Annotated in this window: 18 protein-coding genes; 15 read left to right on the top strand and 3 right to left on the bottom strand. The window is 73.1% G+C overall.

What is annotated here, in order from left to right; translation table 11 throughout:
• Positions 1–2: 2 nt before the first annotated feature.
• Positions 3–461, top strand: a complete 459-nt coding sequence (locus C3486_RS06295; protein ID WP_103831583.1) for a heat shock protein transcriptional repressor HspR — start codon at positions 3–5, stop codon at positions 459–461.
• Positions 462–565: 104 nt separating this feature from the next.
• Here C3486_RS06295 and C3486_RS06290 read toward each other — a convergent pair whose 3' ends face one another.
• A complete protein-coding gene (locus tag C3486_RS06290) occupies positions 566–970 on the bottom strand; it encodes a hypothetical protein (protein ID WP_103831582.1) in 405 nt (134 codons plus the stop codon).
• Positions 971–1,346: 376 nt separating this feature from the next.
• Positions 1,347–1,751: a pyridoxamine 5'-phosphate oxidase family protein gene (locus C3486_RS06280; protein WP_103831580.1), complete on the bottom strand. Its 405-nt coding sequence runs from the start codon at positions 1,749–1,751 to the stop codon at positions 1,347–1,349.
• A 248-nt stretch (positions 1,752–1,999) separates the two neighbouring features.
• Between C3486_RS06280 and clpB the strand changes: the two genes are divergently transcribed.
• Together clpB and C3486_RS06270 are read left to right on the top strand one after the other, a co-directional pair.
• On the top strand, positions 2,000–4,654 hold the full coding sequence (gene clpB, locus C3486_RS06275) for an ATP-dependent chaperone ClpB (protein WP_103831579.1): 2,655 nt from the start codon (positions 2,000–2,002) through the stop codon (positions 4,652–4,654).
• A gap of 160 nt (positions 4,655–4,814) precedes the next feature.
• Positions 4,815–5,339 (top strand): YbjN domain-containing protein, encoded by a 525-nt coding sequence (locus C3486_RS06270; protein ID WP_103831578.1) that lies wholly within the window; start codon positions 4,815–4,817, stop codon positions 5,337–5,339.
• Positions 5,340–5,416: 77 nt separating this feature from the next.
• Here the strand turns inward: C3486_RS06270 and C3486_RS06265 are convergent, their stop codons facing one another.
• Positions 5,417–6,607: a pyridoxal phosphate-dependent aminotransferase gene (locus C3486_RS06265; protein ID WP_103831657.1), complete on the bottom strand. Its 1,191-nt coding sequence runs from the start codon at positions 6,605–6,607 to the stop codon at positions 5,417–5,419.
• 109 nt (positions 6,608–6,716) lie between these two features.
• Between C3486_RS06265 and C3486_RS06260 the strand changes: the two genes are divergently transcribed.
• The 12 genes from C3486_RS06260 to C3486_RS06205 all read left to right on the top strand — a co-directional run bounded on the left by C3486_RS06260 (position 6,717) and on the right by C3486_RS06205 (position 19,577).
• Positions 6,717–7,025 carry a hypothetical protein gene (locus tag C3486_RS06260; RefSeq protein WP_103831577.1) on the top strand — a complete coding sequence of 103 codons (309 nt, stop codon included), beginning with the start codon at positions 6,717–6,719 and terminating at the stop codon, positions 7,023–7,025.
• A 338-nt stretch (positions 7,026–7,363) separates the two neighbouring features.
• Positions 7,364–7,882, top strand: coding sequence for a DUF2617 family protein (locus tag C3486_RS06255; protein WP_103831576.1), 519 nt, complete (start codon positions 7,364–7,366; stop codon positions 7,880–7,882).
• Between the two features lie 98 nt (positions 7,883–7,980).
• Positions 7,981–9,669, top strand: a complete 1,689-nt coding sequence (locus C3486_RS06250; RefSeq protein WP_103831575.1) for a polyamine aminopropyltransferase — start codon at positions 7,981–7,983, stop codon at positions 9,667–9,669.
• Positions 9,670–9,764: 95 nt separating this feature from the next.
• Positions 9,765–10,790, top strand: coding sequence for a CoxG family protein (locus C3486_RS06245; RefSeq protein WP_103831574.1), 1,026 nt, complete (start codon positions 9,765–9,767; stop codon positions 10,788–10,790).
• Between the two features lie 88 nt (positions 10,791–10,878).
• Positions 10,879–11,730: an aldose epimerase gene (locus C3486_RS06240; RefSeq protein WP_103831573.1), complete on the top strand. Its 852-nt coding sequence runs from the start codon at positions 10,879–10,881 to the stop codon at positions 11,728–11,730.
• A 112-nt stretch (positions 11,731–11,842) separates the two neighbouring features.
• The gene (pyrE, locus tag C3486_RS06235; RefSeq protein WP_103831572.1) at positions 11,843–12,385 is read left to right on the top strand and encodes an orotate phosphoribosyltransferase; all 543 of its coding nucleotides are present in this window, start codon (positions 11,843–11,845) and stop codon (positions 12,383–12,385) included.
• A gap of 248 nt (positions 12,386–12,633) precedes the next feature.
• Positions 12,634–13,656 (top strand): class II fructose-bisphosphate aldolase, encoded by a 1,023-nt coding sequence (gene fbaA, locus C3486_RS06230; protein WP_103831571.1) that lies wholly within the window; start codon positions 12,634–12,636, stop codon positions 13,654–13,656.
• A gap of 210 nt (positions 13,657–13,866) precedes the next feature.
• A complete protein-coding gene (locus tag C3486_RS06225) occupies positions 13,867–14,280 on the top strand; it encodes a DUF3151 domain-containing protein (RefSeq protein ID WP_103831570.1) in 414 nt (137 codons plus the stop codon).
• 238 nt (positions 14,281–14,518) lie between these two features.
• Positions 14,519–15,406: a tryptophan 2,3-dioxygenase family protein gene (locus tag C3486_RS06220; RefSeq protein WP_103831656.1), complete on the top strand. Its 888-nt coding sequence runs from the start codon at positions 14,519–14,521 to the stop codon at positions 15,404–15,406.
• A 429-nt stretch (positions 15,407–15,835) separates the two neighbouring features.
• Positions 15,836–17,179 (top strand): kynureninase, encoded by a 1,344-nt coding sequence (kynU, locus tag C3486_RS06215; protein ID WP_103831655.1) that lies wholly within the window; start codon positions 15,836–15,838, stop codon positions 17,177–17,179.
• Positions 17,176–18,261: an alpha/beta hydrolase gene (locus C3486_RS06210; protein WP_308461222.1), complete on the top strand. Its 1,086-nt coding sequence runs from the start codon at positions 17,176–17,178 to the stop codon at positions 18,259–18,261. Before kynU ends, C3486_RS06210 begins: the two co-directional genes overlap by 4 nt.
• Positions 18,262–18,362: 101 nt before the next feature.
• Positions 18,363–19,577 carry a cytochrome P450 gene (locus C3486_RS06205; RefSeq protein ID WP_103831569.1) on the top strand — a complete coding sequence of 405 codons (1,215 nt, stop codon included), beginning with the start codon at positions 18,363–18,365 and terminating at the stop codon, positions 19,575–19,577.
• The last annotated feature ends 44 nt before the right edge of the window (positions 19,578–19,621 follow it).

Genomic DNA, 19,621 nt, shown 5'->3' with positions numbered 1-19,621 from the left:
TGATGGACAGCCGGGGCGGGCGTCGGAGTCGTAACCCATATGAACTGACCGATGAGTCGCCGGTGTACGTCATCTCCGTCGCGGCTCAGCTCTCGGGCCTGCATCCGCAGACGCTGCGTCAGTACGACCGGCTCGGTCTGGTCTCCCCGGACCGTACGGCCGGGCGCGGCCGGCGCTACTCGGCCCGCGACATCGAACTGCTCCGCCAGGTGCAGCAGCTGTCGCAGAACGAGGGCATCAACCTCGCCGGCATCAAGCGCATCATCGAACTGGAGAACCAGGTAGCGGCGTTGCAGCAGCGGGTCGCCGAGCTGCAGAGCGCCGTGGAGGGCGCCGCCGCGGCCATCCAGCAGCGGGAGGCGGCGGTGCACGCCAGCTACCGCCGGGACCTGGTGCCCTATCAGGACGTGCAGCAGACCAGCGCGCTGGTCGTGTGGCGTCCGAAGCGGGCGGCCGAGTAACGGCGGCGCGCCGCGGGCCGCTGTCGCGTCGACATGGCCGGGCCGGGGTCCTCGGACCCCGGCCCGTTCGTCTTTCTGTCGTTGCCGTTGCCGTTGTGGCCCGGTCAGCAGCCGTTGTAGCCGGCCGTGGGCATCGACAGCCTGCGGTGCACGTGCGACTTCATCGCCGTCGTGTAGACGGGCTCGGCGAGGTCGGCGGTCTCCAGGCGGACGCCGGCCGCGGCACAGCGGGCGGTGAACTCCTCCGCGGAGTCGACGGCGTTCTCCAGGGCGCGGCGGTTCGGTACGACGAAGACGTCGACCAGCCCCGCCTCCACGTCCCGCCACAGGGCGCAGTGGTCGGCACGCAGATGGTGCAGGCTCAGCCGGCAGGTGAGGCGGTAGTCCCGGTCCTCGGCCCAGCGGGCGCACATCTCGTGCTGGCTGCGGTCGTCCACGAGGAAGGGATCGTCGTCCAGCTCCGAGAGCGGCATCAAGCACGCGATCGCGGTCACTCGCACCGCACTCATCCTGCCCCCCGGGACCCGGCGACTGTGGGAGCGACGATACCCCTGTGGGCGGAGCGGGGCGGCGGTGCTGCACCGGGCGGCGAGGCGTACCCGCAGGCGTGGCAGATCTTCCATCCGTCCTGGTTGACGGCGAGCTGGCCGCCGCAGCGCGGGCACGACTCGGCGCGGGGGCACCGTCCGGGGGCGGTGGAGGCGTTTCCGGCTGTCCTGCTGGTGCGCGTTGCTGACCCCATATGGCCTCCAGCTGACGTCTTCGGCCCGGAAAGGATCGGCTTGTGCACGGACCTGGTCATGTATTCCCTAGCAGGTCCAGCGCGGAATCCGGAAGACAAAGGTCCGATTCCGGCCACGCGGGAATCGCTGCCGGCGCGGTGTCTCAGCCGCGGCCCAGCATCCTCGTCACCCGGATCTCGATGACCACGCGCTCGGGGTTGGGCCGGGGCTCGCGCTCGTACCGTACGGCGTACCGGGCCTCCGCGTCCCGCACGCTCGCCTCGTCCGTACGCACCGTCGCCAGGCCCTCCAGCGTCGCCCAGCGGCGTCCCTGCATCTGGCACACCGCGACGCGCGCGCCGGCCTCGCCCGCCGCGAGGACGTTGCGGACCTTGGTGCCGCCCTTGCTGGTGATGACGCGGGCCACCCCCTGCTCATGGTCGTACGTCACCCCCACCGGCACGACGTGCGGACTCCCGTCGGGCCGCAGCGTGGTCAGCGTGCACACATGCCGCTCCCGCCAGAACGCGAGGTACTCGGGATCAGGATTCCGCAGGTCTTGAGCCATGCCCGCACCTTACGGCGCCCCCCGGCGAGGCCCACCGCCGCCCGGTGGCGGGCGCCGGGCCGGTCATCGGAACGGGTCACCGCACGAGTGGGAGGTGCGGGCGGCGGGAACCCAGGGCGCGGTGGCGGTAAAGGTCGGCATTTTTGCCTTGAGTGGAATAGACTCAACTTATCGCACGTTGATCCAGGCAAGAGCGGCCCGCGGGGTCGCGTAACGTGCAGGCCGGACAAGAGGAGGAGCGCGAGCACGTGGACGCCGAGCTGACCAACAAGAGCCGGGAGGCGCTGAGCGCCGCCAACGAGCGGGCCGTGACCGCGGGCCACGCGGACATGACCGCGGCCCATCTGCTGCTCGCGCTGCTCGCCGGGCAGGACAACGAGAACATCACCGACCTGCTGGCCGCCGTCGGCGCGGACGCGGCGGCGCTGCGTGCCGGGGCCGAGCGCCGGATCGCGGCCCTGCCCAGCGTCCAGGGCTCGACCGTCGCCCCGCCGCAGCCCGACCGCGAGCTGCTCGCGGTGATAGCGGACGCCGCGCAGCGCGCCAAGGAGCTGGGCGACGACTACATCTCCACCGAGCACCTGCTCATCGGCATCGCCGCCAAGGGCGGGGCCACCGGTGAGCTGCTGGACCAGCAGGGCGCCTCCGCCAAGAAGCTGCTGGACGCCTTCGAGAAGGCGCGCGGCGGCCAGCGGGTGACCAACCCCGACCCCGAGGGCACGTACAAGGCGCTGGAGAAGTTCGGTACGGACTTCACCGCGGCCGCGCGCGAGGGCAAGCTCGACCCGGTCATCGGCCGGGACCAGGAGATCCGCCGCGTCGTGCAGGTCCTGTCGCGGCGTACGAAGAACAACCCGGTGCTGATCGGCGAGCCCGGCGTCGGCAAGACCGCCGTCGTCGAGGGCCTGGCCCAGCGCATCGTCAAGGGCGACGTGCCCGAGTCGCTGCGCGACAAGCGGCTGGTCGCGCTGGACCTCGGCGCGATGGTCGCGGGCGCGAAGTACCGCGGTGAGTTCGAGGAGCGGCTGAAGACCGTCCTGGCGGAGATCAAGTCCAGCGACGGCCAGATCATCACCTTCATCGACGAGCTGCACACGGTCGTCGGCGCGGGCGCCGGCGGCGACTCCGCCATGGACGCGGGCAACATGCTCAAGCCCATGCTGGCCCGCGGCGAGCTGCGGATGGTCGGCGCGACCACGCTGGACGAGTACCGCGAGCGCATCGAGAAGGACCCGGCGCTGGAGCGGCGCTTCCAGCAGGTGCTGGTCGCCGAGCCGACCGTCGAGGACACCGTCGCGATCCTGCGCGGCCTGAAGGGCCGGTACGAGGCGCACCACAAGGTCCAGATCGCGGACTCCGCGCTGGTCGCGGCCGCCACCCTCTCCGACCGGTACATCACCTCCCGCTTCCTGCCCGACAAGGCCATCGACCTGGTGGACGAGTCGGCGTCCCGGCTGCGCATGGAGATCGACTCCTCGCCCGTCGAGATCGACGAGCTCCAGCGCTCCGTGGACCGGCTGCGCATGGAGGAGCTGGCGCTGAAGAACGAGACCGACGCCGGTTCCGTGCAGCGGCTGGAGAAGCTGCGCAAGGACCTCGCCGACAAGGAGGAGGAGCTGCGCGGCCTGACCGCACGCTGGGAGAAGGAGAAGGAGGGTCTGAACCGCCTGGGTGAGCTGAAGGAGAAGCTCGACGAGCTGCGCGGCCAGGCCGAGCGCGCCCAGCGCGACGGCGACTTCGACACCGCCTCCAAGCTGCTGTACGGCGAGATCCCCGGCCTGGAGCGGGAGCTGGACGAGGCAGCCGCCGCCGAGGCCGAGCAGGAGGCCAGCAAGGAGTCCATGGTCAAGGAGGAGGTCGGCCCGGACGACATCGCCGACGTCGTCGCCTCCTGGACCGGCATCCCGGCCGGCCGGCTGCTGGAGGGCGAGACCCAGAAGCTGCTGCGCATGGAGGACGAGCTGGGCAAGCGGCTGATCGGGCAGACCGAGGCCGTGCGCGCGGTGTCGGACGCGGTGCGCCGTACGCGTGCCGGGATCGCCGACCCGGACCGCCCGACCGGCTCGTTCCTCTTCCTCGGCCCGACCGGCGTCGGCAAGACCGAGCTGGCCAAGGCGCTCGCCGACTTCCTCTTCGACGACGAGCGGGCGATGGTCCGCATCGACATGAGCGAGTACGGCGAGAAGCACTCCGTGGCCCGCCTGGTCGGCGCGCCCCCCGGCTACGTCGGGTACGAGGAGGGCGGCCAGCTGACCGAGGCCGTGCGCCGCCGTCCGTACAGCGTCGTGCTGCTGGACGAGGTGGAGAAGGCCCACCACGAGGTCTTCGACATCCTGCTGCAGGTGCTGGACGACGGCCGGCTCACCGACGGCCAGGGCCGGACGGTCGACTTCCGGAACACCATCCTCATTCTGACCTCCAACCTCGGGTCGAACTTCCTGATGGACCCGCTGCTCAAGGAGGACCAGAAGAAGGAGAAGGTGCTGGAGACGGTCCGCTCCGCCTTCCGCCCGGAGTTCCTGAACCGGCTGGACGACACGGTGGTCTTCCACCCGCTCGGCACGGACCAGCTCCAGCGGATCGCGCAGATCCAGATCGCGCACCTGCAGAAGCGGCTCGCCGACCGGCGGCTGACCCTGGACGTCTCGGACGCGGCCCTGACCTGGCTGGCCTGGCTCGGCCAGGAGCCGGTGATCGACAAGCCCGAGCAGGCCGTGTCTTCGGGGCCCGACCTGTCCTACGGCGCCCGGCCGCTGCGCCGCCTCGTCCAGACCGCCATCGGCGACCAGCTCGCGCGGGCGATCCTGGCGGGCGACGTGCACGACGGCGACACCGTACGGGTGGACGTGGACGGCGACCACCTGTCGGTGACGGCCGAGCGGGAGCCGGTGGCGGCGGCCTGACCGGCGCGCGCCCCCGCCGTGCGCTCGTCTTCCGCGCGCGTACGCCCTCCTGTGGGCCGATCGCGTACCCGGTCCCCGCTATCCGACCCGCCCCGTCCGCTTGCCAGGACGGGGCGGGTGTGGGGGAGGATGGCGAGGACCATACGAAGGGACTTCCACGGTGACTATCGACCCGTCCTCGATTCCGAATTTCGGGGGCCAGCCCGAACCGCAGCCGACGGGGCCGGAGGGTCCCATCGTGCCTGACCAGGACCTGGTCAAGCAGCTTCTGGACCAGATGGAGCTGAAGTACGTCGTCGACGACGAGGGCGACCTCGCCGCCCCGTGGGAGCAGTTCCGCACGTACTTCATGTTCCGCGGCGAGGAGGAGCAGCAGATCTTCTCCGTCCGCACGTTCTACGACCGTCCGCACGCGATCGAGCTCAAGCCCAAGCTGCTGGAGGCGATCGACGACTGGAACCGCCGCACCCTGTGGCCCAAGGCCTACACCCACACCCACGACGACGGCACGGTCCGTCTGATCGGTGAGGCGTCGATGCTGGTCGGCACCGGTGTCTCGCTGGAGCACTTCGTCTCCAGCACGGTCAGCTGGATCCGCGCGTCCATCGAGTTCGACAAGTGGCTCGTCGAGCAGCTCGGCCTGGAGGCCGACATCGACGACGCCAAGCCGGACGACGAGGGCTGACCCTCCCGGACGGCAGCGCGAGGGCCCCGGAGCACACCGCTCCGGGGCCCTCGCGCGTCGCGTCGCTCCGTCCCGGATCAGCCGCCCGACAGCTGCTTGAGCCGGGACGCCGCCTCGCGCAGCACCTCGTCGCGCTTGCAGAACGCGAAGCGGACGAGGCTGCGCCCGGCCGCCTTGTCGTCGTAGAAGACGGCGTTCGGCACGGCGACCACGCCGCAGCGCTCGGGCAGGCCCAGGCAGAAGGCCAGGCCGTCCTGCTCGCCCAGCGCGGTGATGTCGGTGGTGATGAAGTACGTGCCGCTGGGCCGGAAGACCCGGAAGCCGGCCTCGGCCAGCCCGTCGGCCAGGATGTCCCGCTTGCGGCGCAGGTCCTCCCGCAGCCCGTGGAAGTAGTCGTCCGGCAGCGCCAGCGCCTCGGCGACGGCGTACTGGAAGGGGCCGGCCGAGACGTAGGTGAGGAACTGCTTGGCGGAGCGGACCGCGCCGACCAGCTCGGGCGAGCCGGTGACCCAGCCGACCTTCCAGCCGGTGAAGGAGAAGGTCTTGCCCGCGCTGCCGATGGAGACCGTGCGCTCGCGCATCCCGGGGAAGGACGCCAGCGGCACGTGCGCGCCCTCGAACACCAGGTGCTCGTAGACCTCGTCGGTGACGACGAGGAGGTCGCGCTCGCAGGCCAGCTCCGCGATGGCGGCCAGCTCCTCCCGGCTGAGGACGGTGCCGGTGGGGTTGTGCGGGGTGTTGAGGAGGATGAGGCGGGTGCGGTCGGTCACGGCGTCCCGCAACTCGTCCAGGTCCAGCCGGTAGTGTCCGCCGCCTTGCGCGTCCTCGGTGGAGGGGCGCAGGGTGACCGGCACCCGCTTGCCCCCGGCCATCGCGATGCATGCGGCGTACGAGTCGTAGTACGGCTCCAGCGCGATCACCTCGTCACCGGGCTCCAGCAGCGCCAGCAGCGACGCGGCGATGGCCTCGGTCGCGCCGGCGGTGACCAGCACCTCGGTGTCCGGGTCGTACGTCAGGCCGTACCAGCGCTGCTGGTGCGCGGCGACGGCGGTGCGCAGTTCGGGGATGCCGGGGCCCGGCGGGTACTGGTTCCCGCGGCCGTCGCGCAGCGCGCGCACCGCCGCTTCGCGGACCTCTTCGGGGCCGTCGGTGTCGGGGAAACCCTGGCCGAGGTTGATCGAGCCGGTGCGCACGGCGAGCGCGGACATCTCGGCGAAGATCGTCGTCCCGAATTCGGCCAGGCGGCGGTTGAGCAGCGGTCGTCCCATGAGCGTCATCCTCCGCCGAACCTCTGGACTTCCTCAACTCCGCTTTTGAGACCGGCCGGGCCGGGCATGTGACCCGCACGCAAGAACCGCAATACGGGGGTGTGAAGCAATGACAGGCGTCCTGATCTTCCTGGTGATCTGTGCCTTTGTGGGCGCGGTGGTCTACATGGCACGCACGGCAGCGGCCAACGAGTCGCCGCGCGGCCGCAACAAGCGGCGGTGGACCGCGGGCGGCGGGACCGCCACCGGGGGCAGCTGGTGGGCCGGCGACGGCGGATCCAGCGGTCACCACGGCCACCACGGCGGGCACCACGGCGGCCACCACGGATGCGGTGGTGGCTCGTCCTGCGGCGGCGGTTCGTCCTGCGGGGGCGGCGGTGGCGGTGGCTGCGGCGGCGGTGGCGGCGGTGGTTCCTGAGCAATTCCTCCGCGCGTCCCGGGGCCGGCGCACGCCACTCCGGGGCGGCACGTGCAACCGGCCCATGACTTGACGCATATGCGCCCGGCGGTTCTCAACAACCGCCGGGCGCAAGCATGTTGAACAACTGAACTGAGAGGCCCTCTGAGGGATGGAAACCCGGCGAAGATGGGTAAAAAGGCTGTGGGCCCGGCGAGTTTCATGATTCCCTCTCTTGTGAGAATCCACCAGTTCTCGGACCCCACGTGGTCACGAGCCGGCAGCCGGTAAGTCGTATCCCTGGTCCTCCTCCGGGGCGGGCCGGCCCACCATCCACTGCGTGCTTGCGGAGCCGACCCATGCTCACCACCATCAAGACCGCCTACACCGACACCCGCGCAGCCGACCTCGCCTGGGCACTCGGCCGGGAGCCGCTCCCCGCCCTCGCCGTCCTCGACCTGCGACTGGACGAGGCCAAGGTCCAGTTGCGGCTGCTCGGCGCCTCGCACCAGGTGCTCCTGGAGGAGGAGCACGGCAGCTGTTCGGAGACGGTGGCGTGCATGCCCGGGAGCAGTACCCCGCTCCCGCTCGGAGTGGCGAAACGCATCGGCGACTGGGAGTACGAATTCGCCGCCCATGTGGAAACGCTCTCCCGTGGCTCGTTCGCCGGCCGCGCGCAGGAATTGCTCGCACTGGTGGCCGAGCATCCGTACGGACTTGCGGGCACGTTCCCCGGCGCACCGCACGCGTTCACCGCGATGCTTGCGCAACGGGAGGGCGGCCAGGTGCGCTGGCGGACATGGCACGCCTACCCCCAGGAAGGGCGCCTGGTCGCGACCCGTACGCGCGTGGGCGTGCGGGCGGTGGCGGCCCTGTGAGCGGGAGCGCGGCAGTGCGGCGGCGTCGTGCCCGCACGAGTCCAAAGCACTCCTGTGGGTGACGAAGCGCGACCGGACCGTCACGTAGCGTTCGCAACATGATCGATCCGCCAGCGGCCCTCACCCCCGGCATCCGCAAGCCGCCGGAGATCGTCAGGCCACCGCGGCTGCCGGTGCCGGCCGGGATCGGCCGCCTGCTCGTCCTCACGGTGGTCTTCCTCTGTGCCGCCTGCGGACTGGTGTACGAGCTCGAACTGGTCGCCCTCTCCTCCTACTTGGTCGGCGACTCGGTGACCCAGGCCTCCGTGGTCCTCTCCGTCATGGTCTTCGCGATGGGCGTCGGCTCGCTGCTGGCCAAGCGGCTGCGGTGCCGGGCCGCCGTCGGCTTCGGCGCGGTCGAGGCGGCGCTCGCCCTGATCGGCGGCGTCTCGGCGATGGCGCTGTACGCCTGCTTCGCCTGGCTCGGCCAGTCCCGGCCCGCGCTGGTCGCCTTCTCCCTGCTGATCGGGGTGCTCATCGGGGCCGAGGTGCCGCTGCTGATGACGCTCATCCAGCGCATCCGCAACCAGGACGCCGGCGGCGCGGTCGCCGACCTCTTCGCCGCGGACTACGTCGGTGCCCTGGTCGGCGGGCTCGCCTTCCCCTTCCTGCTGCTGCCGGTGCTCGGCCAGCTGTCCGGCGCCCTGGTGACCGGCGGCGTGAACGCCGTGGCGGGCGGCGCGCTCGTCCTCGGCCTGTTCGGCCGCGACCTCTCCCCGCGGGCCCGCCGGTGGCTGCTGGCCGCCAACGTCCTGGTGCTCGCCCTCCTCACCACGTGCACCGCGCTGGCCGGCCCCTTCGAACGCGTCGCACGCGAAGCGGTGTACGGGACGGCCCCGCGGGTCGCCCGCCAGACCGACGTCCAGGAGGTCGTGCTCACCGGCGGCACGGGCGACGGGCGCGCCGACCGGGGCGGCACCGCACGGCCGCCCCTCGCGCTCTACCTGGACGGCCGGCTGCGGGTCAGCGCCCTGGACGAGTACCGGTACCACGAAGCGCTGGTCCACCCCGCCATGGCGGGCGGCCCGCACGGCCGGGTGCTGGTCCTCGGCGGCGGCGACGGCCTCGCCGTACGCGAACTGCTGCGCTACCCCGACGTGCAGTCCGTCACCGTCGTCGAGCGCGACGGCGCCCTGGTCCGGCTGGCCCGCACCGACCCCGGCCTCGCCCGGCTCAACCACCACGCGCTGGACGACCCGCGGGTGCGCGTGGTGACCGGCGACGCCTTCGACTGGCTGCGCTGGGACGCCCGGCGCGAGGTGCGCAGGGACGGCCCGTACGACGTGGTCCTCTCCGACCAGCCCGACCCCGGCATCACCGCCGGCGCCAAGCTGTACTCCCAGGAGTTCTACGGACTCGTGGCCCGCGTACTCGCCCCGGACGGCCGGCTCGCGGTGCACGCGGGGCCGCCGGCCGCCCGGCCGCGCAGCTTCTGGACGGTCGAGGCGAGCATGCGCGCCGCCGGGCTGCGCACCGTCCCGTACCGGCAGCCGGGCCGCCTGCACGCCTCCGCCGGCGGCCCCGACCGGGGGCTGCCCGGCACCGCGGGCCCGGCCACCGGAACGGTCCGGTACTGGGGCTTCGTCCTGGCCGGCCGGACCACGCCGCACCTGGGCCTCTCGCCCGAGGCGCCGCGGCTGCGCTCGCTGACCCCGCAAGCGCTGCGTTCCGGCCGTCTCGCGCTGGCCCGTACGCGCCCCGCCGGGCTGCCGCCGTCGACGCTGGTGCACCCCCGCTACGGCGACTGAGCACCGTCCGGTCCTCGCCCGGACGGTGACGGCATGCCGAGAAAGTTGTGCGGGAGCGGGCACGGTCCGGGGCGTGCTGGGTAGGCTCCGATGTCATGGAGCATGAGGTGTACGTTCCGTTTCCCGTCGGTACGGTGCGGCAGGCGCTCACCGAGCCGGAACGCCTGGCCCGCTGCGTCCCGGGCGCCCAGCTGGACGCGGACCCCGCACCCGGCGTCCCCGAGGGCCGGCTGCGGCTGCGGGTCGGCGGCTCCACCATCACCTACCGCGGGTCGCTGCGGGTGACCCCGCGCGACGGCGAGCCGGACGCCTTCGACGCCGCGGCGCGCGGCACGGAAGTACGCGGTGACGGCTTCGCCGAGCTGGACCTCACCGTCCGGCTCGCCCCCGACGAGGGCGGCAAGGGCACCACGCTCTCCTGCACCGCCGACGTACGGTCCGGCGGCCGCCTCGCGGCCGCCACGGACGACGCCGTCCGCACGGCCGGCCGCCGCCTCCTGGAACGCTTCGCCACGACCCTCACCGAGGACCTGTCGCTGCGGCCGGTCGCCGCGGCCGAGCCGGACGGCACCGACGGGCCGGCCGCGGCCGAAGCCGGGGCCGGGCCGGCCGCCGACGGCGCGGACCCGCTCCTGGACGAGGGCGCGCTCGTCGACGAGGGCGCCCTCACCGCGGAGGACGCCGAGGACACCGACGACATCGAGGACGGCCTGGCGGCGGACGGCGGCCGGGAGCCCGGCGCCGAGGACGACCCCGCCGAGGTCACCGGCGTGGACGGGCCAGACGCCGACGACGACGAGGAGGCCGACGGCCTCGTGGACGCACCGACGCGCTCCGGCGTCTTCGAGACCGAGATCCCGCCCTCCTCGCTGGACCCGCTCGCCGACGAGGAGCTGGGCATGCCGGCCGAGCCGCCCGCCGAGGCCGCGCACGCCCGCCGCACGATGATCGGCCGCAGCGCGGAGGAGGTCGACCACGCCCCGCCGCGCGGCCGCTACGCCCCCGTGCCGGCCCCCGACGCCTCCACCGCGTCCGCCACCCTCCGCTGGGCGGCCCCCGCCGCGGCCGTCGTCCTGGCCTCCGCCGTGGTGGTCGGCCGCGCCCTGCGCCGCCGCCGCTGACCGGCCGGGACGCCTTGCGCCGCCGCTGACCGGCCGGGACCAGCGTGCCCGGACCGCCGGCGGCCGGTCGCACCGTTATGGTCGAGCCGTGAGCACTGAGAACCGCACAGAGCCCGCCCACAAGCCCCGCGTGGCGCGCACCGTACGGCTGGCCGCGGGCGACACCGAGGTGGCCGTCCGCCCGGACAACGGCTGCCGCATCGAGAGCCTGCGGATCGGCGGCACGGAACTGCTCCGGCAGGGAGCCAAGTACGGCTGCTTCCCGATGGTGCCGTGGTGCGGCCGGATCGAGCACGGCCGGTTCCGCAACGGCTCCGAGACGCACCAGATGCCGCTGAACTCGCCGCCGCACGCCATCCACGGCAACGGCCGCAACCTCTCCTGGCGCACCGCCCGCACGACCGGGACCACCGCGGCGTTCACCTACGACTTGGAGGACCCGGCCGACCCCTGGCCGTACCCCGGCAAGGTCACCCAGCTCGTCGAGCTGGCCGAGGACGGCGGCTCGCTGACCCTGAGCATGGGCGTCGAGACGTACGGCGACTCCTTCCCGGCCCAGGCCGGCTGGCACCCCTGGTTCCTCCGCGACCTCGGCGACGGCGGCGAGGGCGTCCGCATCGACTTCGACCCCGAGTGGCAGGAGGAGCGCGGGTCCGACCACCTCCCGACCGGGCGGCGCATCGACCCACGGCCCGGGCCCTGGGACGACTGCTTCGGCATGCCGCAGGGCGTGGACGTCACGCTGACCTGGCCGGGCCGGCTGGAGCTGAAGGTCACCAGCCGCGCGGAGTGGGTGGTGGTCTACGACGAGCAGGAGGCGGCCGTCTGCGTGGAGCCGCAGTCCGGCCCGCCCAACGGCCTGAACACCCGGCCGCGCCTGGTCACGCCCATCGACCCGCTGGAGATCTCCACGACCTGGACCTGGCGCGCCCTGGCCTGACCGGCCCGTCCCGCCCCGGGCGGCCCCGTCCTGCCCGGGCGGCGCCCCGGCCCGGGGCCGGGCGCGGAGCCGTGTCCGGGGCCGGACCCTGCGCTGTCTTAAGCTCGTGCGCATGACCGACGAAGTACGTGGCGAGCTGCTGCGGCAGATCAAGGACAAGGCCGTGGTGCACGGCAAGGTGACCCTCTCCTCCGGCAAGGAGGCCGATTACTACATCGACCTCCGCCGGATCACCCTGGACGCCGAGGCGGCGCCGCTGGTCGGCCAGGTGATGCTGGACATCACCGCCGACCTGGACTACGACGCGGTCGGCGGGCTCACGCTCGGCGCCGACCCGGTCGCGACGTCGATGCTGCACGCCGCGGCCGCGCGCGGGCGGAAGCTGGACGCCTTCGTGGTCCGCAAGGCCCAGAAGACGCACGGCATGCAGCGCCGCATCGAGGGCCCGGACATCAAGGGCCGCCGCGTCCTGGTCGTCGAGGACACCTCCACCACCGGCGGCTCGCCGCTGACCGCCGTCGAGGCGGCCCGTGAGGCGGGCGCGGAGGTCGTCGCCGTCGCGACGATCGTCGACCGCGGCGCCGACGCGGCCATCGCCGAGGCCGGCCTGAAGTACATCACCGGCTACCGGCTCTCCGACCTCGGTCTCGCCTGACGCATCGGGCGGTCTCGCCGCCGCAGGACGGCGTGCGCGGGGATTTTTCGGGGCCGCCGTTGCTGACCAGCGGTTTCGCCACGGGGCGGGCTGTTTCACGTGAAACAGCCCGCCCTTTGCGCCGTCCGGGGGGAAGCGCGATGTGGAGGTATCCGGCAAGTCTGGGAAGATGGGCCGCGACGATGACGTCGCCCCCTGGTCAGGGCCCAGAACGTACCCGGTACCCGCACATCACAAGGAGCGGTTAGATGCCCATCGCAACCCCCGAGGTCTATAACGAGATGCTTGACCGGGCGAAGGCGGGCAAGTTCGCCTACCCGGCCATCAACGTCACCTCGACGCAGACCCTGCACGCGGCACTGCGCGGTTTCGCCGAGGCCGAGAGCGACGGCATCATCCAGATCTCCACCGGCGGTGCGGAGTTCCTGGGCGGCCAGTACAACAAGGACATGGTCACCGGCGCCGTCGCCCTGGCCGAGTTCGCGCACGTCGTGGCCGCGAAGTACGACATCACCGTCGCGCTGCACACCGACCACTGCCCCAAGGACAAGCTGGACGGCTACGTCCGCCCGCTGCTCGACATCTCCGCCGAGCGCGTGGCCAAGGGCCAGAACCCGCTCTTCCAGTCGCACATGTGGGACGGCTCGGCCGAGACCCTGGCCGACAACCTGGCCATCGGCCAGGAGCTGCTGGAGAAGGCCCGCGCCGCCAAGATCATCCTCGAGGTCGAGATCACCCCGACCGGCGGCGAGGAGGACGGCGTCACCCACGAGATCAACGACGAGCTGTACACCACCGTCGACGACGCGATCCGCACCGCCGAGGCGCTGGGCCTGGGTGAGAAGGGCCGCTACCTGCTCGCCGCCTCCTTCGGCAACGTCCACGGCGTCTACAAGCCGGGCAACGTCGTCCTCCGCCCCGAGCTCCTGAAGGACCTCCAGGAGGGCGTCGGCGCCAAGTACGGCAAGCAGTCCCCCTTCGACTTCGTCTTCCACGGCGGTTCCGGCTCCACCGAGCAGGAGATCGCCACCGCGCTGGAGAACGGCGTCGTGAAGATGAACCTCGACACCGACACCCAGTACGCCTTCTCCCGCCCGATCGCGGACCACATGTTCCGCAACTACGACGGCGTCCTGAAGGTCGACGGCGAGGTCGGCAACAAGAAGACCTACGACCCGCGCAGCTGGGGCAAGCTGGCCGAGGCCGGCATGGCCAAGCGCGTCACCGAGGCCTGCGCCAACCTGCGCTCCACGGGCACCAAGATCAAGTAACGCCGTCCGCGCGCCGCACCGGCGCCCGCGACGACCGTTGCCGGAGGGCCCCGTACGCATGATCCCCATGCGTACGGGGCCCTCCGTGCGTCGGCGCACCGCCGGTGGTGCGGCCGGGGCCGCCGTGCGCAGGTGCGATCTTCCGTGCGCCCCGGCGGAACGGCCACCGCCGGGGCGTCGCATGCCGCACGGACCAGGCAGACTTGACCCATGGCCATTCACGAGAACCTGCTCGGGGGACCGCCCCCGACCCATCTGCCCGACGACCCGGAGCCCCGCGAGCTGCTCGCGGCCGGCACCGCACCCGCCGACGTCGCCGCGAAGTACCCGGCGTCCTCGCTGGTCTGGGCGCAGCTGGCGGACGACGCCTTCCAGGCCGGCCGGACCGTCGAGTCGTACGCGTACGCCCGCACCGGCTACCACCGCGGCCTGGACGCGCTGCGCCGGGCCGGCTGGAAGGGCCATGGCCCGGTCCCGTTCGAGCACGAGCCGAACCGCGGCTTCCTGCGTGCCCTGCACGCGCTCGCCCGCGCCGCCCAGGCGATCGGCGAGCAGGAGGAGTACGAGCGCTGCACGACCTTCCTGCGCGAATCCTCGCCCACCGCGGCCGACACGCTCTCCTGAGCGAGTACGACCGGGACGACCCGCTCAGGACCGGGGACCGGCAGGCGACGCCTTCCGGCCGGTCCTGAGCCGCCAGGAGCCCCGCGGGTCGGCCGGGACGGCCCTTGCCAAACCCCGAGATGTTGCGGAAGATGCGCAACAGGTCCGGTGCGCCGGGCCTGACGAGGGGACCGGGGCTCCGATGCCGACAGGAAGGGGCGGACCGCTACCCGGAGGCATGCATCACGAGGAGTTCCTGATGTCGCACTCGTCATCAGCGCCCCAGGCGTCCCCGTCCCCGGAGCCGGCCCCGCGCTGCCCGCTCGGCGGTCAGGCGGAGACGGACCCGAATCTCGACTTCGAGGGCACCACGCCGTACGAGGACTACGTCCAGGCCGAGCTGCTGACCCACGCCCAGCACCCGCTCTCCGACGATCCCGGCGAGATGGCCTTCCTGGTGACCACCCAGGTCATGGAGCTGTGGTTCACCGTCATCGTCCACGAGTGGCACACCGCGTGCCGGGCCCTGCGCGGCGACGACGTACCCACCGCGATCGACGCGCTGCGCCGTTCCACGTACGAGCTGGAGGCGCTCAACGCCGCGTGGAAGCCGCTGGCCCGGCTGACCCCGGCGCAGTTCAACGCCTACCGCGGCGCCCTCGGCGAGGGCTCCGGCTTCCAGTCGGCGATGTACCGGCGGCTGGAGTTCCTGCTCGGTGAGAAGTCCGCCTCGATGCTGGTCCCGCACCGCGGCGCGCCCCGCGAGCACGCCGAGCTGGAGAAGGCGCTGCACGAGCCGAGCCTGTGGGACGAGGTGCTGCGGCTGCTGGACCGCCGCGGGTACGCCGTCCCGGTGTCCGTACTGCACCGCGACCCCACGCAGAAGTACGAGCCGGACCCCGCGGTCGAGGCCGCCTGGGCCGAGGTGTACGCCGGCGATCCGCGGAGCGAGCTGGTCCAGCTGGGTGAAGTCCTCACCGACGTCGCCGAGCTGGTCTGGCGCTGGCGCAACGACCACTTGGTCGCGACCCGCCGGGCGATGGGCGCCAAGATGGGCACCGGCGGCTCGTCCGGGGTGGCCTGGCTGGAGAAGCGGGCCCGCAAAAACGTCTTTCCGGAGCTGTGGACGGCCCGCAGCCATGTCTGACCGCCCGGGTGCCGCACCGCGGCGCCCGGACCGGCCGATGGAGCAGTCTGTACCGCACTGGGACGCCCGGATGGGGGCACCCGTGGAGGAACGGTCCTTCGGTGGCGAGGGGCCCGAGAGGCCGGAAGGGCCTGACCGGTCCCTCGGACCGGCGGGGCGGATCGGTCCCTCGTGACCGGCAGGCTGGACAGGCTCCCCGTGACCGGCGGGCTCGCGTCCCGCGGGACGGCCGGCCCCGAGCGCCCGGGCCGCGCCGGTGAGGAGGGCCCCGGCAGGCACAGGCCCTCAGGACAGGCCACAGCACAGGTTCCAGACCAGGCCCCAGGACAGAGCCACGAGCTACGCGGCCAGGCCCGAGCGGAGGATGACAACGACGTGCAGCAGAACGAGAGCGCAGACGCCGGCGTGACCACCAGGCGAGCCGCCCCACTGAGCGAGGACACCGCCCCGCAGGCGGCGGACGCCGCCCACGCCGTCGCGGCGGCCGCGGCCCGCGACGACTTCGCCGCCCGCGCCGCCGAGCTGGACGCCGGCGACCCGCTGAGCGGCAAGCGCGCGGAATTCGTGCTCGACGAGGCCGTCTACCTCGACGGCAACTCCCTCGGCGCCCTGCCGCAGGCCGTCCCCGAGCGGCTCCGCGAGGTCGTCGCCCACGAATGGGGCGAGCTGCGCATCCGCTCCTGGACGGAGTCCGGCTGGTGGACCGCGCCCGAGCGGATCGGCGACCGCATCGCCCCGCTCCTCGGCGCGGCACCCGGCCAGGTCGTCGTCGGCGACTCCACCAGCGTCAACGTCTTCAAGGCCCTGGTCGCGGCGGTACGCATGGCCGACGAGACGACCGGCCCGGCAGCCGGCGGCCCCGCCCGGGACGAGATCCTGGTCGACGCCGCGACCTTCCCCACCGACGGCTACATCGCACGCTCCGCCGCCCGGCTCACCGGCCGCACGCTGCGCCCGGTGGAGGCGGCCCGGATGCCCGCCGAGGTGTCGGAGCGCACCGCCGTCGCGCTGGTCAACCACGTCGACTACCGCACCGGCCGGCTCAACGACCTGCCCGGCGTCACCGCAGCGCTGCACCGAGCCGGCGCGCTCGCCGTCTGGGACCTGTGCCACAGCGCGGGCGCGCTGCCGGTCGGCCTGGACGCGCACGGCGTGGACCTCGCGGTCGGCTGCACGTACAAGTACCTCAACGGCGGCCCCGGCTCGCCCGCCTACCTGTACGTACGCGCCGAGCATCAGCCCCGCTTCGACTCACCGCTGCCCGGCTGGAACTCGCACGCCGACCCCTTCGGCATGGACCCCGAGTACGTCCCCGCGGCGGGCATCGAACGCGGCCGGGTCGGCACCCCCGACATCCTGTCGCTGCTCGCCCTGGAGGCCGCGCTGGAGGCATGGGAGGGCGTCGCCATCGAGGACGTGCGGGCCAAGAGCCTCGCCCTGACCGACTTCTTCCTGGAGTGCGTGCGGGCCTATGTGCCGCGCGGCCGGGTGCGGTCGGTGACCCCCGAGGCGCACCACGAGCGGGGCAGTCAGGTGGCGCTGGAGTGCGCGGGAGCCGGTGAGGTGATGGGCGAGCTGATCCGGCACGGCGTGATCGGCGACTTCCGCCACCCCGACGTGCTGCGCTTCGGCTTCACCCCGCTCTACACCTCCTTCGCCGACGCCGAACGCGCCGCCCGGACCCTCGCCGAGGTCCTGGCGTACGTCCCCGGCGACGGCAGCGCCTCCGCGGTCGCCGCGGGTGCCCAGGAGCAGGGCCCGGTCATGACATGAGCCGAGCCGACGCTGAAGAGACGGCCGCCGGGCAGGCGGAAGCGGCGGAGGCGGCCGCAGGGCGGGCGGATGCTGAACCGGCGGACGTCGAGCGGATGGACGCTGAGCGGGTGGACGTCGAGCGGGCCGACGTCCAGCGGGCGGAGGCGGAGGAAGCGGCGCTGCTGGCGTGCGCGCCCGTGGCTCCGGACGACAGCGTCACGTACGGCAGCCACCCGGACCAGGTCGTCGACCTGTACCGGCCGCCGGGCGGCGCGCCCGTTCCGCCGGCCGGACACGGCCCCGCCCCGCTCGTCGTCCTGCTGCACGGCGGCTTCTGGCGGGTGGCCTACGACCGTACGCACCTGTCGCCGCTGGCCGCCGCGCTGGCCAGGAGTGGTCTGCAGGTCGCCCTCGCCGAGTACCGCAGGGCAGGCGGAGGCGGCGGCCTGCCGGAATCGTTCAACGATGTGACGGACGCGGTACGGATCGCGGCAGCGGAGGCGGCCCCGGGCACCCCGGTGATCGTCGCCGGCCACTCCGCCGGCGGCCACCTCGCCCTCTGGACCGCCGCCCGCCCCGGCCCGGCCGCCGCGGCCGTCGCCATCGCCCCGGTCGCCGACCTCGCCCGCGCCCACGCGCTGCGGCTGAGCAATGGCGCGGTGGAGGAGTTCCTGACCGGCGGGACCGCGGCACCCGGCACGCCCGCCGCGCTGACGGACCGCATCGCCGCCGTCGACCCGGTACGGCTGCCACCCCGCGTACCGGTCACGATCCTGCACGGCACGGCCGACCCGGACGTACCGGTGGAACTGTCCCGCCGGTACGCGGAGCAGCACGGGGGCGCCCGGTCGGACGCGGGGGAGTACGGGCTTGCACGAGGGGGCGCTGACCGTGGTGCCCATGAGCGTGGTGTTCCTCAGGCTGCTGAACCCGGCGTACCGCATCAACCGCCCGTCGTGCTGCGCGAACTACCCGGCATGGGCCACTACGCGGCCGCCACCCCCGGCACCCCCGCATACGAGGCGCTGCGCGAGGCCCTGCTCGCCGCTGCCGCGCGCACGGCCCCGGACGGCGGGAAATCCGGCGGCACCGGGCCCTGACCCGCCGGCCGCCTCCGGCGGTACCGGGCCCTGACCCGCCGGCCGCCTCCGGCGGCACCGGGCCCTGACTCGCCGGCCGCCTCCGGCGGTACCGTCCCTCCATGCCCGCTGCAGCCGCATTCGCCCCCTGGTCGCCCGAGTTCGTCGCCGACCCCTACCCCGGCTTCGCCGAGCTGCGCCGCGCCGGCCGGGTGCACTACTTCGAGCCCACCGACCAGTGGCTCGTACCGCACCACGCGGACGTCAGCGCGCTGCTGCGCGACCGCCGCCTCGGGCGCACCTACCTGCACCGCTTCAGCCACGAGGAGTTCGGCCGCACCCCGCACCCGCCGGACCACGAACCCTTCCACGTCCTCAACGACAACGGCCTGCTGGAACTGGAGGGTTCGGACCACACCCGCCTGCGACGGCTCGTCTCCAAGGCGTTCACGCCCCGCATGGTCGAACAGCTCGCCCCCGTCGTCCACCGGCTGGTGGACGGCCTGGTCACGGACTTCGTCGCGGCCGGCGGCGGCGACCTGCTGACCGCGATCGCCGAACCCCTCCCGGTCGCGGTCATCGCCGAGATGCTCGGCATCCCCGAGACCGACCGCCCGCTGCTGCGCCCCTGGTCGGCCGCCATCTGCGGCATGTACGAACTGAACCCGGGGCCGGAGACCGCACGCCGCGCCGTCCAGGCGTCCCTCGAATTCTCCGCCTATCTGCGCGAACTGATCGCCGCCCGGCGCAAGGACCCGGGTGACGACCTGATCAGCGGCCTGATCGCGGCGTACGACGAGGGCGACCGGCTGACCGAGCAGGAGATGGTCTCCACCTGCGTCCTGCTGCTCAACGCCGGGCACGAAGCGACGGTCAACACCACCGCCAACGGCTGGCTGGCCCTCTTCCAGCACCCCGGACAACTGGCCGCGCTGCGTGCCGCGCCGGACGCGCTCCTGCCCACCGCGGTCGAGGAACTGCTGCGCTACGCCACCCCGCTCCAGCTCTTCGAACGCTGGGTGCTGGACGACATCGAGATCGACGGCACGGTCGTCCCGCGCGGCGCTGAGGTCGCCCTCCTCTTCGGCTCGGCCAACCGCGACCCGGCCCGCTTCGACCGCCCCGAGGAACTGGACCTCGCCCGCCCGGACAACCCGCACGTCTCCCTCGGCGCCGGCATCCACTACTGCCTGGGTGCCCCGCTCGCCCGCCTCGAACTGGCCGCCTCCTTCGGCGCCCTGCTCCGCGCCGCCCCGACCCTCCGCCTCACCGCCGAACCGTCCTGGCGCCCCCACTTCGTGATCAGGGGCCTGGAGGAACTCCTGGTGGAGGTCTGAGAACAGAAGCCCGTCTTGCGGCCTGTGGGGCTGTGCGGCCTGTG

It is taken from the genome of Streptomyces sp. Ru73 (assembly GCF_002920575.1).
Classification (GTDB): domain Bacteria; phylum Actinomycetota; class Actinomycetes; order Streptomycetales; family Streptomycetaceae; genus Streptomyces.
Note: the sequence above shows the minus strand (reverse complement) of the source record. Positions and strands in the feature narration are given on the sequence as shown.

Excerpts from the sequence above, each read along its gene's own strand:
- C3486_RS06295 (WP_103831583.1), top strand. The coding sequence starts at position 3 with ATGGACAGCCGGGGCGGGCGTCGGAGTCGTAACCCATATGAACTGACC.
- C3486_RS06290 (WP_103831582.1), bottom strand. The coding sequence starts at position 970 with ATGAGTGCGGTGCGAGTGACCGCGATCGCGTGCTTGATGCCGCTCTCG.
- C3486_RS06280 (WP_103831580.1), bottom strand. The coding sequence starts at position 1,751 with ATGGCTCAAGACCTGCGGAATCCTGATCCCGAGTACCTCGCGTTCTGG.
- C3486_RS06210 (WP_308461222.1), top strand. The coding sequence starts at position 17,176 with ATGAGCCGAGCCGACGCTGAAGAGACGGCCGCCGGGCAGGCGGAAGCG.
- C3486_RS06205 (WP_103831569.1), top strand. The coding sequence starts at position 18,363 with ATGCCCGCTGCAGCCGCATTCGCCCCCTGGTCGCCCGAGTTCGTCGCC.
- C3486_RS06245 (WP_103831574.1), top strand. The coding sequence starts at position 9,765 with ATGGAGCATGAGGTGTACGTTCCGTTTCCCGTCGGTACGGTGCGGCAG.
- C3486_RS06220 (WP_103831656.1), top strand. The coding sequence starts at position 14,519 with ATGTCGCACTCGTCATCAGCGCCCCAGGCGTCCCCGTCCCCGGAGCCG.
- C3486_RS06260 (WP_103831577.1), top strand. The coding sequence starts at position 6,717 with ATGACAGGCGTCCTGATCTTCCTGGTGATCTGTGCCTTTGTGGGCGCG.
- C3486_RS06265 (WP_103831657.1), bottom strand. The coding sequence starts at position 6,607 with ATGGGACGACCGCTGCTCAACCGCCGCCTGGCCGAATTCGGGACGACG.
- C3486_RS06255 (WP_103831576.1), top strand. The coding sequence starts at position 7,364 with ATGCTCACCACCATCAAGACCGCCTACACCGACACCCGCGCAGCCGAC.
- C3486_RS06250 (WP_103831575.1), top strand. The coding sequence starts at position 7,981 with ATGATCGATCCGCCAGCGGCCCTCACCCCCGGCATCCGCAAGCCGCCG.
- pyrE (WP_103831572.1), top strand. The coding sequence starts at position 11,843 with ATGACCGACGAAGTACGTGGCGAGCTGCTGCGGCAGATCAAGGACAAG.
- C3486_RS06225 (WP_103831570.1), top strand. The coding sequence starts at position 13,867 with ATGGCCATTCACGAGAACCTGCTCGGGGGACCGCCCCCGACCCATCTG.
- fbaA (WP_103831571.1), top strand. The coding sequence starts at position 12,634 with ATGCCCATCGCAACCCCCGAGGTCTATAACGAGATGCTTGACCGGGCG.